This window comes from Methylosinus sp. LW4, assembly GCF_000379125.1.
GTDB lineage: Bacteria > Pseudomonadota > Alphaproteobacteria > Rhizobiales > Beijerinckiaceae > Methylosinus.
The window spans coordinates 40318-55399 of sequence record NZ_KB900627.1 but is presented as its reverse complement, the minus strand read 5'-3'; the positions used below and the strand labels follow the sequence as shown (position 1 = coordinate 55399).

10 protein-coding genes are annotated in these 15082 nt (G+C 64.0%); 7 read left to right on the top strand and 3 right to left on the bottom strand.

Annotated elements, in window-relative coordinates; genetic code table 11:
- Nucleotides 1–38: 38 nt before the first annotated feature.
- Both METLW4_RS0120050 and METLW4_RS0120045 read left to right on the top strand, forming a co-directional pair.
- The gene (locus METLW4_RS0120050; RefSeq protein ID WP_043333286.1) at nt 39–1556 is read left to right on the top strand and encodes an MFS transporter; all 1518 of its coding nucleotides are present in this window, start codon (nt 39–41) and stop codon (nt 1554–1556) included.
- A 295-nt stretch (nt 1557–1851) separates the two neighbouring features.
- Entirely contained in the window at nt 1852–2838 is a 987-nt protein-coding gene (locus METLW4_RS0120045) for a phosphoribosylaminoimidazolesuccinocarboxamide synthase (RefSeq protein WP_157235506.1), read from the top strand.
- A gap of 110 nt (nt 2839–2948) precedes the next feature.
- Here METLW4_RS0120045 and METLW4_RS0120040 read toward each other — a convergent pair whose 3' ends face one another.
- Entirely contained in the window at nt 2949–3986 is a 1038-nt protein-coding gene (locus METLW4_RS0120040; RefSeq protein WP_018268017.1) for an aldo/keto reductase, read from the bottom strand.
- 341 nt (nt 3987–4327) lie between these two features.
- Between METLW4_RS0120040 and METLW4_RS0120035 the strand changes: the two genes are divergently transcribed.
- Nucleotides 4328–5320 (top strand): XdhC family protein, encoded by a 993-nt coding sequence (locus METLW4_RS0120035; RefSeq protein ID WP_018268016.1) that lies wholly within the window; start codon nt 4328–4330, stop codon nt 5318–5320.
- Nucleotides 5317–5940, top strand: coding sequence for a nucleotidyltransferase family protein (locus tag METLW4_RS0120030; RefSeq protein WP_018268015.1), 624 nt, complete (start codon nt 5317–5319; stop codon nt 5938–5940). Before METLW4_RS0120035 ends, METLW4_RS0120030 begins: the two co-directional genes overlap by 4 nt.
- A 54-nt stretch (nt 5941–5994) precedes the next feature.
- Here the strand turns inward: METLW4_RS0120030 and METLW4_RS0120025 are convergent, their stop codons facing one another.
- Together METLW4_RS0120025 and METLW4_RS0120020 are read right to left on the bottom strand one after the other, a co-directional pair.
- Entirely contained in the window at nt 5995–8172 is a 2178-nt protein-coding gene (locus tag METLW4_RS0120025) for a xanthine dehydrogenase family protein molybdopterin-binding subunit (protein WP_018268014.1), read from the bottom strand.
- An 11-nt stretch (nt 8173–8183) separates the two neighbouring features.
- Nucleotides 8184–8639 (bottom strand): (2Fe-2S)-binding protein, encoded by a 456-nt coding sequence (locus tag METLW4_RS0120020; RefSeq protein WP_018268013.1) that lies wholly within the window; start codon nt 8637–8639, stop codon nt 8184–8186.
- 660 nt (nt 8640–9299) lie between these two features.
- On the opposite strand from METLW4_RS0120020, the gene METLW4_RS0120015 reads away from it, so the two are divergent.
- From METLW4_RS0120015 to METLW4_RS0120005, 3 genes are read left to right on the top strand one after another with little or no spacing between them, the layout of a single operon-like run.
- Nucleotides 9300–10445 carry an efflux RND transporter periplasmic adaptor subunit gene (locus tag METLW4_RS0120015; protein WP_026191665.1) on the top strand — a complete coding sequence of 382 codons (1146 nt, stop codon included), beginning with the start codon at nt 9300–9302 and terminating at the stop codon, nt 10443–10445.
- Nucleotides 10438–13545: an efflux RND transporter permease subunit gene (locus METLW4_RS0120010; RefSeq protein WP_018268011.1), complete on the top strand. Its 3108-nt coding sequence runs from the start codon at nt 10438–10440 to the stop codon at nt 13543–13545. The genes METLW4_RS0120015 and METLW4_RS0120010 overlap by 8 nt, the downstream gene beginning before the upstream one ends.
- On the top strand, nt 13542–15077 hold the full coding sequence (locus METLW4_RS0120005; protein ID WP_018268010.1) for an efflux transporter outer membrane subunit: 1536 nt from the start codon (nt 13542–13544) through the stop codon (nt 15075–15077). Before METLW4_RS0120010 ends, METLW4_RS0120005 begins: the two co-directional genes overlap by 4 nt.
- Nucleotides 15078–15082 lie beyond the last annotated feature (5 nt).

Here is a 15082-nt window from a genome sequence, read left to right as displayed (position 1 = left end):
ACGAGACGCCGAGAATCTCGGCGCTGAAAGGTCTGATCATGTCCTTTGCTTCCTCGCGGCAAGACAACCTCGCCTTGGCCGCCATTTGCCTATCGGCTTCGATGTTCGGCTTCGAAATATCGAGCGTGCCGGCGATCCTGCCGACGCTGGAGGAAGTCCTTCACGCCGATTTCCAGCAGCTCCAATGGACCATGAACGCCTACACCATCGCCGTGGCGACGGTCCTGATGGCGGCCGGCGCTTTGGCGGATCGCTTCGGGCGCAAGCGTCTCCTCATCGTCGCCATCGTTGCGTTCGGCGGCGCGTCCCTCCTATGCGGCCTCGCCCCCGACATGACGATCCTCATCGTCGGGCGAGCGCTCCAAGGCGCGAGCGGCGGCGCCATGCTGATTTGTGGGATCGCAGTGCTCTCACATCAGTTCAGCACCGCTGCCGATCGAGCCCGGGCATTCGGCTGGTGGGGCATTGTTACTGGGTTTGGCCTCGGCTTCGGCCCGGCGATCGGCGCCGGCATCGCCGCCCTCATGGGCTGGGCCTGGGTGTTTCTGATCCACGGTTTCATCGCAGCGCCGACGGTCGTTCTGGCTTGGCGCGCTGTCCGGGAATCGAAAGACCCGAAGGCCCGGCGGCTGGATCTCGCCGGCGTCGCGACCTTGTCACTGGCCGTCTTTTGCGTCGCTTACGTCATCACCCAGGGCAGCGAACTCGGCCTCGCCAGTCCGCTCGCGCTGGCGATCGTCGCCACAGCGGCTCTCAGCCTCATCGCCTTCATCATAGTCGAGCAGATCGCGCTGCATCCGATGTTCGATTTCTCGGTGTTCCGAATTCGGCCCTTTTCTGGAGCGCTGTTCGGCTCGATAGGCATGAATTTCAGCTTCTGGCCTTTCATGATCTATCTGCCGATCTGGTTTCAGGCAGGACTCGGGCTCGATGGACTAACGGCAGGTCTGGCGCTTCTCGCCTACACCTTGCCGACGCTCGTTGTCCCGCCCTTCGCCGAACGCCTTTCGCTGCGCCTTGGCGCTGGCGTCGTCATCCCGACGGGACTGTTCGTGATAGGCTTCGGCTTTTTCATCATGAAGACTGGAACAAGCGGCGGTTCGCCGGCCTTGACGACGACGTTGATCGGCGCGTTGCTGGCCGGGATCGGCCTCGGAGCCACCAACACGCCGGTCACCAACACCACGACCGGATCCGTATCGAGCGACAGAGCCGGCATGGCGTCCGGCATCGATATGAGCGCCCGGATGATCTCCCTCGCCATCAATATCGCGCTGATGGGCTTCGTCTTGCTGGAGGGCGTTCAGAAGCGGCTGAGCGCAGCGTCTGGAGCATTCGATGCAGCGCAGCTTCGACGCGTCGCCGAGCAGATCGTCGCCGGAAATGTCTCGGCCATCGATCAGTCCGCCATGGGAGCGTCAAAGGTGATCGGTCCTGCCGCGCTGGCCGGCGGCTTCGGAGACGTCATGCTCTACGGCGCCATCGGCGTCTGGGTGCTCGCGGCGCTCAGCTTCATCACCTTCGAGCGGAAGAGAGGCGTCGAAGATGCGGCATGAGATTGTGGGCTCTGCCTTCCACAACGGAACGTGTCCAACATGTCCTCGGCGATACTGCTCTGCATCGCTGATGGCCGCGGGATGAAGCGCCGTTTTCGGGAAACATCGGCGACCGCTTCGGGTCCTTCTCGAATGCTCCCGAGAGCGTTACAAGGAAGCGATGAATATCCGAAATCTCTTCGGATCCGATGCAGAAACCAGGTCGCGCGATCCGCTTATCGAGCACATTCAGAAGCCGAATTCATGTGACGTATGGTCATCGTGGACAAGGATCGTGACCTCCTCGGAGACGAGAATGTCAGTTATCGACGAAACCAAACTGAAAGCCAGCGCCCATCAGGTGCTGCAGAATGCGATCGACCCTGGCCTGCCCGGCCTCTATCGCGGCAAGGTGCGCGACAATTACGACCTGCCGGACGGGCGGCGCATCCTCGTTACCTCCGACCGCCTGTCGGCCTTCGACCGGGTGCTGTGCCACATCCCGTTCAAGGGACAGGTGCTGAATGGCGTCGCCCGCTGGGCCTTCGAGCAGACCGCCGACATCTGCCCAAACCATATACTGGACTACCCCGACCCGAACATCATCGTCGGCCATCGGCTCGAGATTCTCCCGGTGGAGATCGTCGTGCGCGGCTACTTGGCGGGCACGACAAGCACCTCGATCCTGACAATGTATCGGGCCGGTCGCCGCCAGATGTACGGGCAGCGGCTGCCGGACGGCCTCGTCGACAATCAGGCGCTCGAGACGCCGATCATCACGCCAACGAGCAAGGCAATCGACGGCGCTCATGACGAGCCTCTTACGGCAGACGAAATCCTCGCGCGCCGGCTGCTGACCGAAGCCCAGTGGCGGCAGATGAGTGAAGTCGCTCTCGCTCTGTTTGCGCGTGGCCAACGGTTGGCCGCCGAGCGCGGCCTGATCCTCGCCGACACAAAATACGAGTTCGGCGTCGATTCCAGGGGAACCTTACGCATCGCCGACGAAATCCACACCCCCGACTCCAGCCGCTACTGGCAGGCAGCCACCTATCCGCAGCGTCTTGCCGCCGGCCAGTCGCCGGAAAGCTTCGACAAGGACGTAATTCGGAGCTGGGTCGCCGCGCGATGCGATCCGTACAAGGATGATGTCCCTGCAATACCCTCAGAGCTGATCTGGAAAACCGCGCTGACCTATGTCGATGCTCACCAGCGGATTACCGGACGCGCGTTCGAGCCGCCCGAGCCCACGCAGCCGATACACGAGCGCGTAATGGCGGCTTTGAGGACATTCCATGAGATCTGATCGTTTCCTCGACGATCCAAGGCAGACTACGCGGCGAAATATCGGAAGGCTCACGCGAGCAGCCGACCCGACCGCGTCGCGGAGCCGTCTCGTTACGGCGAACACGTTCATCAGCCTCGCGAGGCGCCGCCGGATTCGTGCAGCATAGGGAACCCCCGCTGATGCCAAGCGGGATAGACAGGCGGCTGATCGCTTGCGGCGTCGAGAGCCGCAATTTGCGCTTCATTCAGCCGCCAGCCCACCGCGCCGACATTTTCGATGAGCTGCTCCTCATTGCGTGCGCCGATGATGACATTGGCGACCGTGTCGCGCTGGAGCAACCAGTTCAAGGCGATCTGCGGGATCGTCTTGCCGGTCTCCTGCGCGACCCTCTCCAACGCGTCGACGATTCGAAACAGGCGTTCCTCATCGAAATGGGGACCAGTGTCCGCTATGTCGTGAGCGCGTGTGCCGGGCTTGGCGGGCTGACCGCGGCGGATCTTGCCGGTCAGCTTTCCCCATCCGAGCGGGCTCCAGACGACGGCGCCGACGCCTTGGTCACGACCGAGATCCAGCAAATCCCATTCATAATCGCGATTGAGGAGAGAATAATAAACCTGATGCGCGACATGCCGCGGATAGCCGTAGCGATCGGCGACCGCGAGAGACTTCATTAGGTGCCAGCCAGAGAAATTGGACGCACCGACATATCGGACCTTTCCGTCGCGAACGAGCTGATCCAAGGTGGCGAGCGTCTCTTCCACCGGCGTGTTGTAGTCCTGTCCATGCAATTGGAGCAGATCGATGCGGTCGACGGCAAGGCGCCGGAGCGCGGCGTCCACGGCCTCTATGAGGTGGATGCGCGAAGAGCCGAAGTCATTGGCTCCCTCGCCGGTCGGGAAGGTCACTTTGGTCGAGATCAGCACGCGGTTACGCTTGCCGACGATCGCCTGGCCGAGGATCTCCTCCGCCAAACCATCCGAATAGACATCGGCGCTGTCGAACATTGCGACGCCGTGGTCCAGACAGATATCGACGAGACGCGCGGCGCCGGCAGAGTCGGTGGAGCCCCAGGCTTTGAAAAAATCGCCGGCGCCGCCAAATGTCGCGGTGCCAAAAGAGAGCGCCGGGACCCGCAGGCCGGACGCGCCGAGACGTCGAACTTCCATGATGGCTCCTTTTGAATTGGCGACACGGTCGCTCGTCTCGAGGACTATGCGTGGCTATGAGGCGCTGTCGAAAGCGAACCGAAGGGCGGTCATGCTATCGCATCGAAAAATAAATTCCAGCCCGCCTCAAACATACAATAGCGGAACTGTGACGAAAACGATGTCTCTCCCGACGGCAGTTCCGTATTTGCTCGTGACATTGGTCGCCTGGAAATCTCGAGTCGACGATGCGGATCGTATGGCGCCGCAAAGATGGCGCAACTCCGACACGTCCGGCGACAAATATGGCATATAATGTCGGAGATCGGCGCCCGCCCGCCGGGCTTTCGAGGGAAGCGGGAATGGCTTCGGACGACGCGGAAATATTGCTGGAGGCGGAACGCTGGCGTCGGGAGGGGCGCGGCGTCGCGATCGCGACGGTGATCGAGACGTTCGGCTCCGCTCCGCGGCCGGTCGGTTCGCATCTCGTCGTCGACGACACTGGCCGCTTTCGGGGCTCGGTCTCGGCGGGCTGCGTGGAAGGCGACGTCATCTCCGCGGCGCTCGACGTCATAGCGGATGGGACGCCGCGCATTTTGGAGTTCGGCGTCGCCGACGAAACCGCTTGGCGCGTCGGCCTCTCCTGCGGCGGACGCATCGCCGTGCTGGTGCAAGCCGTCGGCGCCGCCGCAGCGGATGTGCTCGCGATCTCCAATCGCTGGACTGCCGCGCGAAGACCTCATGCGATCGCGATCCCTCTCGACGGCGGCGATCCGAATCTGCCGGGCATGAACGATCCGCTCTACGCCATGCGCGGGGTGACGTTGCATGACGGCCGCCGCTGGTTCGTCGAATGGCGCGAGCCGTCGCCGCGCCTCATCGTCATCGGGGCGGTGCATATCGCGCAATTTCTCGCGCCCATGGCGCGGCTCACGGGAATCGAGCCGGTCATCGTCGACCCGCGGGACGCCTACGCCGCGCCGGATCGCTTCCCCGGCGTTCATTTGGATTTGCGCTGGCCGGATGAAGCATTGCCGGAGATCGGCCTGGACGCTTCCACGGCGCTCGTCGTGCTGACCCATGATCCGAAAATCGACGATTCGGCGCTTCTGCTGGCGCTGGCCTCGGATTGCTATTACCTCGGCGCGCTCGGATCGCGCGTGACCCATGCGCGGCGGATCGAGAGGCTTTTCGCCAAAGGCGCGAAGCGTGACGCTCTGGCGCGCATAAGGGCGCCGGTCGGCCTCGACATAGGCGCGCTCGGCCCCGCCGAGATCGCCGTTTCCGTGCTCGGAGAACTGATCTTCGAACGCAAGCGCAAGCCGCTGCGCAACGAAGCGCAGAAGACCGCATGATCGCGGCGATTATTCTCGCCGCCGGTCGTGGCGCGCGCTTTGCGGCGGATGAACGCAACAAATTGCTCGAGGACCTTGGCGGAAGTCCGCTGCTCCGACGCGCTGTCGACGCTGCGCTCGGATCGCGCGCCGGCAAGACCATCGTCGTCACGGGCTGGGACCACGAGCGCGTCTCAGCGGCGCTCGCCGATCGGTCCGTGACGCTCGTCCATAATTTGGATCATGCCGAAGGCATGGCGTCGACTCTGCGCATGGGAATTGCACAGGCGCCTGATGCGCAGGGCGCGCTGATCCTGCTCGGCGATATGCCCAATGTCTCTTCCGCCGTCCTCGATCTTCTGATTGGAACATTCGAGGAGACGCACGCTCCCGCGGTCGTCCCGCTGCGTGGCGGACGACGCGGCAATCCGGTCCTCATCGGACGCGCGCTGTTCCCGCGTATTTTGGAATTGCGCGGCGATATCGGCGCGCGCGCTCTGTTGCGGGCGGCCCCGAATGTCGTGGAGGTGGAAGCCGACGGAGACGGCGTAATTCTCGATGTCGATACGCCAGACGATCTCGACGCATTGCGCCGCGGTGAGCGCGCATCCTCCGATCCGATCGGATCGGAGAAAATCTAGGTTCTTCGATCGCATTCTCGCCAACCTGCCGATGCGGCCGGCTCGGAGAGCGCTCTATGCAAATGCGACATTGGTGGTCTTCAGCGGGACGCTGCGAATACGCTTTCCGGTCGCTGCGAAAAACGCGTTGAGCACGGCGGGCGCGGCGACGCAGATCGTCGGCTCGCCGACGCCGCCCCAAAAGCCGCCGCTCGGCATGACGATCGTCTCCACTTTCGGCATGTCCTTGATGCGCATCGAATCATAATTATCGAAATTGCTCTGTTCGACCCGACCGTTCTTCACCGTAATGGCCCCATAGAAGAGCGCCGAGAGGCCGTAGACGAAGGAGCCCGCGACCTGCCGCTCGATCTGCGCCGGATTGACGGCATAGCCCGTATCCGTCGCCGCGACGATGCGATGGATCTTGATCTTGTCGCCGTCCTGCACGGAGATTTCCGTCGCCGCCGCGACATAGCTGCCATAGCCCATGAAGGAGGCGATCCCCCGATGCACGCCGGCGGGCGGCGGCGCGCTCCAGCCGATGCGCTCCGCCACGGCGTCGAGCACGGCGAGCTGCTTGGGGTGGTTTTTCATCAGCGCGCGGCGGAAGGCCAGAGGCTCGGCGCCGGCGGCATGGGCCAGCTCGTCGATGAAGCTCTCGAGATAGATGGCGTTATGATTGATGTTAACGCCGCGCCAGAAGCCCGGCGGCACCGAAGGATTGCGCATCGAATGCTCGACGAGCAGGTGAGGGACGTCATAACCGATCTGCGCGTCGCCACTCGGCGCGAGCCCTTGGAAAGCCGCCGGATCGACGCCGTCCTTGATCGCCTCGGGCCGCACGCTCGCCAGAATCGACTGACCCGACAGGCGAATATGCAGGCCGATGAGATTATTCTGCGCGTCGAGCCCGCCGACGAGCCGGCATTGCGTCACCGGATGATATTTGCCATGCGCCATATCCTCCTCGCGCGACCACAAGAGCTTCACCGGCCGGCCGGGAAACTGCTTGGCGAGAAGCACCGCCTGGGTGACGTAATCGGTGAAGCCGCGCCGGCCGAAGCCGCCGCCGAGCATGATCTTGTGAACCTCGCATTTTTCCGGCGGCAGGCCCGAGGCGGCGACCACGGCGGCGAAGGCGGCCTCGCCGTTCTGCGTGCCGGTCCAAACCTCGCAGCGCTGCGGCGTATAGAGCGCCGTGGCGTTCAACGGCTCCATCTGCGCGTGATTTTGATGCGGATAAGAATAGACCGCCTCAATCACCTTGGCGGCGCCGGCGATCGCCGCATTCGCGTCGCCGTTGCGATTACCGACCACGGCGGCCTCTGCGAAGTCCAGCCCCTCGGCGAGCCAAGCGGCCGTCGCCGCGCTGGAGGCCGAAGCGTTCGGCCCCTCGTCCCAGACGATCGGCAGCGCATCCAGCGCCGTCTTGGCGCGCCACCATGTGTCCGCCACCACGGCGACCGCGGTAGCGCCCACCGGAACGGCCTTCACGACGCCGGGCAGCCCGGCGATCTTCGCTTCGTCGAAGCTCTTCAGCCGGCCGCCGAAAACCGGGCAATCGGCGATCGCCGCATTCAGCATGTTCGGCAGCTTCAAATCTATGCCGTAGACCATTTTGCCATTGGTCTTGTCGGCCGTGTCCAGCCGCGGCAGGCCCTTGCCGGCGATTTTCCAGTCCTTCGGGTCCTTCAGCGGCGGGTCGGCCGGCGGCTTCAGCAGCGCCGCCGCCGCGGCCACCTTGCCGAAGCTCGTGGAACGGCCGGAGGCGGCGTGAGTGACGATGCTGTTTTGCGCTCTGCACTCCGCTGCGGGGACCTTCCATTCGTCGGCCGCGGCCTGGATCAGCATCTCGCGCGCCGTCGCGCCGCCCTTGCGGACATAATCATGCGATCCGCGGATGCCTCGGCTGCCGCCGGTGGAGAAATCGCCCCAGACGCGATTGCGCGCCACGCTCTGGCCCGGGGTCGGATATTCGGTCGTGACCTTGGACCAGTCGCATTCGAGCTCCTCGGCCACGAGCTGCGCGAGGCCGGTGAGCGAGCCCTGGCCCATCTCCGAGCGGGCGATGCGAATGACGACAGTATCGTCCGGCTTCACCACCACCCAGGCGTTGACCTCCGGCGCGCCTTCCGCCGCGAGAGCGCCTTTAGGAGCGCCGGGAATGTCGAGACCGAGCGCCAGCCCCGCGCCGAGCGAGGCCCCGCCGATGATGAAGCCGCGCCGGCCAATCGAAAGAGATCGCGTCATGATTTTCCCCTTCAGGCCCGGGCCGCGGCGTGAATGGCTTCACGCGCCTGCTGGAATGTGCCGCAGCGGCAGATATTGGTGATCGCCTCGTCTATGTCCTTGTCGGTCGGATTCGGCTTCTCGCGCAGCAGGGCCGCGGCGGCCATGAGCAGCCCGCTCTGGCAATAGCCGCATTGCGGCACGTCACGCGCGATCCACGCCTCTTGTAGCCGATGCAGAGCGCCGTCCCGGCCGAGCCCCTCTATGGTGGTGATCTTCTTGCCGACGACATCGCCGACCTGCACGCTGCAAGCGCGCACCGCCTCGCCGTCCACATGCACGGTGCAAGCGCCGCATTGCGCGATGCCACAGCCGTATTTGGTGCCCGTGAGGCCGACATTCTCGCGGATCGCCCAGAGCAGCGGCGTGTCCGGCGCGACGTCTACGTCGTAGCCACGCCCATTGACGGTCAACGTAAGGGTCGTCATGCAATGCCTCTCCAACGGCGGCCGTTTCGCATTTTCTATCAAATCAGTCATATTTAGGAAAGGGCCTGCCTGCTCCCCGCGCGCAGGAGCGGAAAACCGAAAAATCGCCTCACATGGAAACTGCCGGGGAGCGCACTTCGTAAAACATTCGGGGCGTGGGCGTCGGACGCCGCCCCCGACATTCGTCGAAGCCGTGAGATCTGGGCCGTCGCGCCCTCGATCTAAAATCCGAGGGATGAGAAACGCTCGACGAACGCTCGCGGCGCGCGCCGAAGATCACGTATGTCGCCAAATTTTCACAGCCAGCAAGAAGAATAGCAAGAAACGGCGGCAGAACCGCGCTGGAAACGAGTCCGAGAAGCCGTCCGCCGACGAGAAAGCTCCTGCAGAGCCGCGCGAAATGCGTCTTTTCGCCGAAAGAACGTCTTCGTCCGCGCCGCCATTCCTTTTTGTCAATGAGCGACAAAGTCGAAGCGCGATAGACTTTCGTATCGTCGCGCCATCCGATTGCTCGGCTCGCGCTCACGCTGCTCGCCGCGTAATAGGCGTAGCGCGGAGCCTCTTATGGCGACGGCGTGGCGCTTCAAAGGAATCTATTCGATGCATGGGGAAGAATTTCGAGCGCCGCCCGCTTCGCGCTCTCCCGGCGCGCGCGCTTTTGTGTCGCAACCGCGCTTTCGTCTTTATGCCGGCGCGGCTGTCGCGCTGATCCTCATCGGCGCGAGCGCGATCCTCTATCGCGCGACGCATCGCGCCGCATCTTCCTCCCCCGCGGCGACAACGGCGGCCTTCATAAAGGAAGGCGACCGCATCCGCGTCCCGGAAGGATCGCCTCTGCGCCGCCAATTGACGGTCGACGCGGTGGCGCAAAAGGAGATCGCGCATGATCTGATGATCCCGGCCGTTGTCGAGGCCGATCCCGCGCGGCTCATGAAAGTTCTGCCGCCGCTGGCGGGGCGCGTGACCGAGCTGAAGATACGTCTCGGCGAGAGAGTGGAGCGCGGACAGCCTCTCCTCGTGATGGATTCTCCCGATCTCTACACCGCCTACGCCGATTACGATCGTGGCAAGGTCTTGCTCGATCTCGCCGCCAAGAACCAGAAGCGGCTCCATTCTCTCGGCGTCGGCGGCGGCGTCGCGCTCAAGGATATTCAGCAAGCCGACGCCGATCTCATCACCGCGAATGCGGAGTTTCGCCGCGCCGATGCGCGTCTGCGGCAAGTCGGCGTCGATCCAGAGACATCCGACAAGTCGCGCATCATCGTCGTTCGCGCGCCGATTTCAGGAAGCGTGCTCGAGCTCTCCGTCGCGGCGGGCGCCTATTGGAACGACACCACCGCGTCATTTCTGACGATCGCGAATCTGAACCAGATTTTCGTCACGGCAAATTTGCCGGAGAAGGACACGACGCGTGTCTCGGAGGGGCAGAAGATCGAGGTCTCGCTGGCCGCATATCCGGGCGAAACATTCGATGGAGCGGTTTCCTTCGTGAGCGACTCGCTCGACACCGACACGCGCCGCACCAAGGTCCGCATCGCCTTCGACAATCCGTGCATGAAGCTGAAGCCCGGCATGTTCGGCACCGTCACCTTCTTCTCGCCGAAGGAGGCGGCGCCGGTCGTTCCCACCGGCGCTCTTCTGCTGAAGGACGATACGACCCAAGCTTGGGTCGAGGTCGAGCCCTGGGCGTTCGAAGCGCGATCCGTCGACCTTCGCTTCGAGAGAGATGGCCAGGCGGTCATTCGATCCGGCCTTCGGGTCGGCGATCGCGTCATCGTGAAAGGCGGAGTGCTTCTCGATGATTGATCGCCTGGTCGAGCTCGCTCTCAATCGACGCTTGCTCGTCTGGGTGGTCGCGATCGCCGTGGCGATCTTCGGCTATTATTCCTGGACCCAGCTCGCGCTCGAGGCTTATCCCGATATCGCCGATGTGACGTCGCAGGTCATCACACAGGCGCCCGGGCTCGCGGCGGAGGAGGTCGAGCAGCAGATCACCGTTCCGCTCGAGCGAGAATTGAACGGCACGCCCGGGCTGCTCATGATGCGCTCCAAGAGCACATTCGGGCTGTCCTTGATCACGCTCGTCTTCAGGGACGGCGTCGAGGACTATTGGGCGCGCCAACGCATCTCGGAGCGGTTGCAGAACGTCACTCTGCCCGATGGCGTTTCGCCGGGACTCGATCCTCTGACCTCGCCGATCGGCGAAATCTATCGCTACACGCTCGAATCGAGCACCAAAGGCCTGCGCGAGCTCTCCGAGCTGCAGCGATGGACGATCATTCCCGCACTCAAGCAGGTCGCGGGCGTGGCGGACGTCTCCAATTTCGGCGGCGTCACGACGCAATTTCAGCTCGAGCTCGACCCCGCGCAGCTCATGCGCTTCAATGTGTCGCTGAAGAACGTCACTGACGCGATCGAGTCCAACAGCTCGAATTCCGGCGGAAGCGTGCTGACGCGCGGCGAGCTCGATTACGTCATTCGCGGCGTCGGTCTCGTTCAGACGCTCGAGGACATGGGGAACATCGTCGTCGCCCAGCGTGGCGGATCGCCGATCTTCGTCCATGATCTCGGAAAATTGAAGCTGAGCAATCAGGAGCGCCGCGGCATTCTCGGCAAGGACCAGAGGAATGACGCTATTTCCGGCATTGTCCTGCTGCTTCGCGGCGAAAATCCGTCTCGCGTTCTCGAAGGGGTGCATGCGAAAGTCGACGAGCTGAATGCGACGCTCGAAGCTTCGGACGTGCGGATCGCGCCCTATCTCGATCGTTCCGGTCTCGTCGACGCGACAGTCGAGAAAGTGTCGCGAACCGTGTTCGAGGGGATCGGGCTCGTTCTCATCATTCTGATCCTCTTTCTGGGCAGCCCGCGCGGCGCGCTGATCGTCGGCATGACGGTTCCCTTCGCCATGCTGGCGGCCTTCTCGCTGATGAATCTCACCAGAGTGCCGGCCAATCTTCTGTCGCTCGGCGCGATCGACTTCGGAATTATCGTCGACGCCTCGATCGTCATGGCGGAGGCGGTCCTGCGACGCCGCGAGGCGAAGCCCGACGATCCGCTCACGGCGCTGGACATGCGCGAGACCGCGACGCAGGTCGCGAGGCCGATCTTCTTCGCCACTCTGGTCATCATCGTCACCTATCTGCCGCTGTTCGCGTTCCAACGCGTCGAGGCGAAGCTCTTCACTCCGATGGTGTTCGCGGTCGGCTATGCCCAATTCGGCGCGCTGACCTTCGCTCTCGTCATCGTTCCCGGATTGGCTTTTGTGGCCTATCGGCGGCCGACGCGGCTCTTTCACAATCCTGCGATCGCATGGCTCGAGTCGCGATATCGGCGCGCGCTCGATCGCCTTCTCGACCGGCCGACGATCGCGCTTCGCGGCGCAGCGATCACAGCCGTCGCGGTGATCGTTCTCGGCGCGACAGTGGGCCGGGAGTTTCTGCCGGAGCTCGATGAAGGCTCCATCTGGCTTCAGGTTCAGATGCCCGCCGGCCTGTCGCTCCGCAAGGCGACGGAAATGGCGGCCGATCTGCGCCGCGCGACGCTGGAATTTCCCGAAGTGTCTTATGTCGTGACGCAATTGGGACGCAATGACGACGGCACCGATCCTTGGACGCCGTCGCATATCGAAGCCAGCGTCGGGCTCCGGCCCTATGACTCTTGGGAGTCGGGCGACACCAAGCAGCAGCTGATATCACGCATGTCCGCGCGCTATAAGGAGCTGAGCGGATTCGACGTCGGCTTCAGCCAGCCGATGATCGACGGCGTCAATGACAAGATCTCCGGCGCGCACAGCCAGCTCGTCGTCAAGATATATGGCGACGATTTCGGCGAGCTGCGCAGAATCGCGCGCGAAATCGTCGATGTCCTCCGAGCGACTCCGGGCTCCGCCGATGTCGCGATCGATCAGGAGCCGCCGCTTCCGCAGATCGCGATCAAGGTCGATCGCGAGGCGACGGCGCGCTACGGCATCAATGTGTCCGACATCGCCGATCTGATCGAAAAGGGAATCGGCGGCGCTCCCGTGAGCCAGATCTTCATCGGCGAACGTCGATACGACGCCACGGTTCGCTTCTCGGCGGCGGCGCGCGGGAGCCCGGAGGCGCTCGGCGATCTCACGCTGACGTCGAGCGACGGCGCTCTCATACCATTGTCGCAAATTGCGAAGATCACGCTGCAGGCCGGCGAGAGCACGATCACGCGCGAGATGAATCGTCGGCATCTGACCGTCAAGCTCAATTACCGCGATCGCGATCTCTCGTCCCTGCTCGAGGACGCGCGAGCCGGCGTGAGCAAGAAGGTGAGCTTCGATCCTCGCAAATACCAGGTCGAATGGGGCGGCCAATTCGAGAACCAACGCCGCGCGGAGCGGCGGCTCATCGCCATGATGGGGCTCGTGATCGGCCTGATGATCATTCTGCTCTATCCCGGATTCGGCGTTCTCCGCCAGGCGCTGCTCGTGCTCGGCATCGTGCCGCTCGCGACGCTGGGAGGACTCGTCGCGATCCATGCGACCGGCACGACGCTGAATGTCGCATCGAGCGTCGGCTTCATCGCTCTGTTCGGCGTGGCGATCATGAATGGCGTCGTGATGGTCGCCAATCTCAATCGCGCTCGGCTGAGCGGGCTGCCGCTGCGCGAAGCCGTAGCGGCGGGCGCCGAGGAGCGGCTGCGGCCGGTGCTGATGACAGCGACCGTGGCCACGGTCGGCATGTTGCCGGCGGCGGTCGCGACAGGCGTGGGCAGCGATGTGCAGCGCGGGGTCGGCACAGTCGTCGCCGGCGGCCTTCTGACGGCGACATTGCTCACACTGTTCATCATTCCCGTCTTCTATTTTCTCCTCGAGCAGCGGGCGCTTCGGCGCGCGCCGCGGCGGGAGCCGGAAGCAAGCGAGCACATCGTCCAATGAGCCCTTCAAATCTCGAATTCAGGCATTGGACGATCGTGACCGCGCGCCTGCGCCGTCTCTCGCTCGGATCGTCGGTCCTGATGTTCTTGTCGGGATGCGCAGTCGGTCCCGACTTTCAGCCGCCGAGCGCGCCTTCCGTCTCGAGCTTTCTGCCGACGGCGCATGACGATCGCGCCGGATCGGCTCCGCTCGACGGTTTGAAGCTCGTGAGCGGCGCCGAAGTCCCCGCCCAATGGTGGGAGCTGCTGCGCTCGGACGGCTTGAACCAGCTGGTGCGCGAGGCGATCGCGCATAATTCCGATCTGACCGCCGCCGAAGCCGCCGTGCGCGTCGCGCGCGCCAATGCGCTCGCGCAACGGGGCGCGCTGTTCCCGTCGGTGGACGCGATGCTGGACGCAAATCGGCAAAAGATCGCCGTCGCGCCGACCGTCGACCCGAGCACGGGAGAAACCTCGACGGGACCGTCGCGATACAGCGTGGTCACGCGGCAGGTGAGCGTGTCCTTCGCGCCGGACATCTGGGGCGGAACGCGGCGGCAAATCGAATCCGCGGATGCGGAGGTCGAATTGCAAGCGTTCCAGAGAGAAGGCGTCTATCTGACGCTCGCCTCCAATGTCGCCCTCGCGGCGATCGAAGAGGCGCGGCTGCGCGGACAGATCGACGCCACCAATCGGGTCATCGCCTTGCAGACGAAGCTCTTGAGCATTTTGCGGCGACAATTCGAGATCGGGCATATCGCCTCGTCCGACGTCATGACGCAGGAGACGGCGCTCGCGCAATCGCGTCTGGCGCTGCCGCCGCTCGTGCAGTCGCTCGCCACGCAACGTCATCTCCTCGCTTTTCTCACCGGCCGCTTTCCCGCCGATCCGCCGTCTCCGACATTTCGGCTCGCCGCCTTCGGTCTTCCTCGCGCCCTGCCATTGAGCGTTCCCGGCGATCTGATACGCCAGCGGCCGGACGTTCGGGCGGCGGAAGCCTCGCTTCACGAAGCGAATGCGCAGATCGGCGCGGCGATCGCCGATCGGCTGCCGCAGATCACCTTGTCGGCGAATATCGGCAGAACATCGTCCAATGCGCCGGATCTGTCGCCGAGCGGGGCCATGTGGCAGGTCGGCAGTCATTTGGCGCAGAAGGTTTTCGATGCGGGAACGCTCGCCTATAAGCAGCGCGCCGCGGAGGAGGGCGCCAGCCGTTCCTTCGCGCAATATCGCAGCGTCGTGCTGGCGGCGTTCCAGAACGTCGCCGACGCCTTGTCCGCGCTACGGTCGGACAGCCAGGCGATCGCGGCGGCGACTGCGGCCGAGAGCTCGGCCAGGCGAAATGTCGAGCTGATCCAGCGCCAGCTCGAGCAGGGCTTGGTCAATGTTCCGATCGTGATAGAGGCGCAGCGCGCCTATCTCGACACGACGACGGCGCTCGTCGACGCGCGGGCCTCGCGCTTCGCCGACACGGTGGCGCTGTTTCAGGCGTTGGGCGGCGGCTGGTGGAACCGTCGAGACGCCAAATCGCACGCGGCCGCGGCGGCGCTCTGACGCTG

Coding starts and splice junctions, on each gene's coding strand:
- METLW4_RS0120045 (WP_157235506.1), top strand. CDS start 1,852: ATGTCAGTTATCGACGAAACCAAACTGAAAGCCAGCGCCCATCAGGTG.
- METLW4_RS0120030 (WP_018268015.1), top strand. CDS start 5,317: ATGATCGCGGCGATTATTCTCGCCGCCGGTCGTGGCGCGCGCTTTGCG.
- METLW4_RS0120035 (WP_018268016.1), top strand. CDS start 4,328: ATGGCTTCGGACGACGCGGAAATATTGCTGGAGGCGGAACGCTGGCGT.
- METLW4_RS0120010 (WP_018268011.1), top strand. CDS start 10,438: ATGATTGATCGCCTGGTCGAGCTCGCTCTCAATCGACGCTTGCTCGTC.
- METLW4_RS0120040 (WP_018268017.1), bottom strand. CDS start 3,986: ATGGAAGTTCGACGTCTCGGCGCGTCCGGCCTGCGGGTCCCGGCGCTC.
- METLW4_RS0120050 (WP_043333286.1), top strand. CDS start 39: ATGTCCTTTGCTTCCTCGCGGCAAGACAACCTCGCCTTGGCCGCCATT.
- METLW4_RS0120020 (WP_018268013.1), bottom strand. CDS start 8,639: ATGACGACCCTTACGTTGACCGTCAATGGGCGTGGCTACGACGTAGAC.
- METLW4_RS0120025 (WP_018268014.1), bottom strand. CDS start 8,172: ATGACGCGATCTCTTTCGATTGGCCGGCGCGGCTTCATCATCGGCGGG.
- METLW4_RS0120005 (WP_018268010.1), top strand. CDS start 13,542: ATGAGCCCTTCAAATCTCGAATTCAGGCATTGGACGATCGTGACCGCG.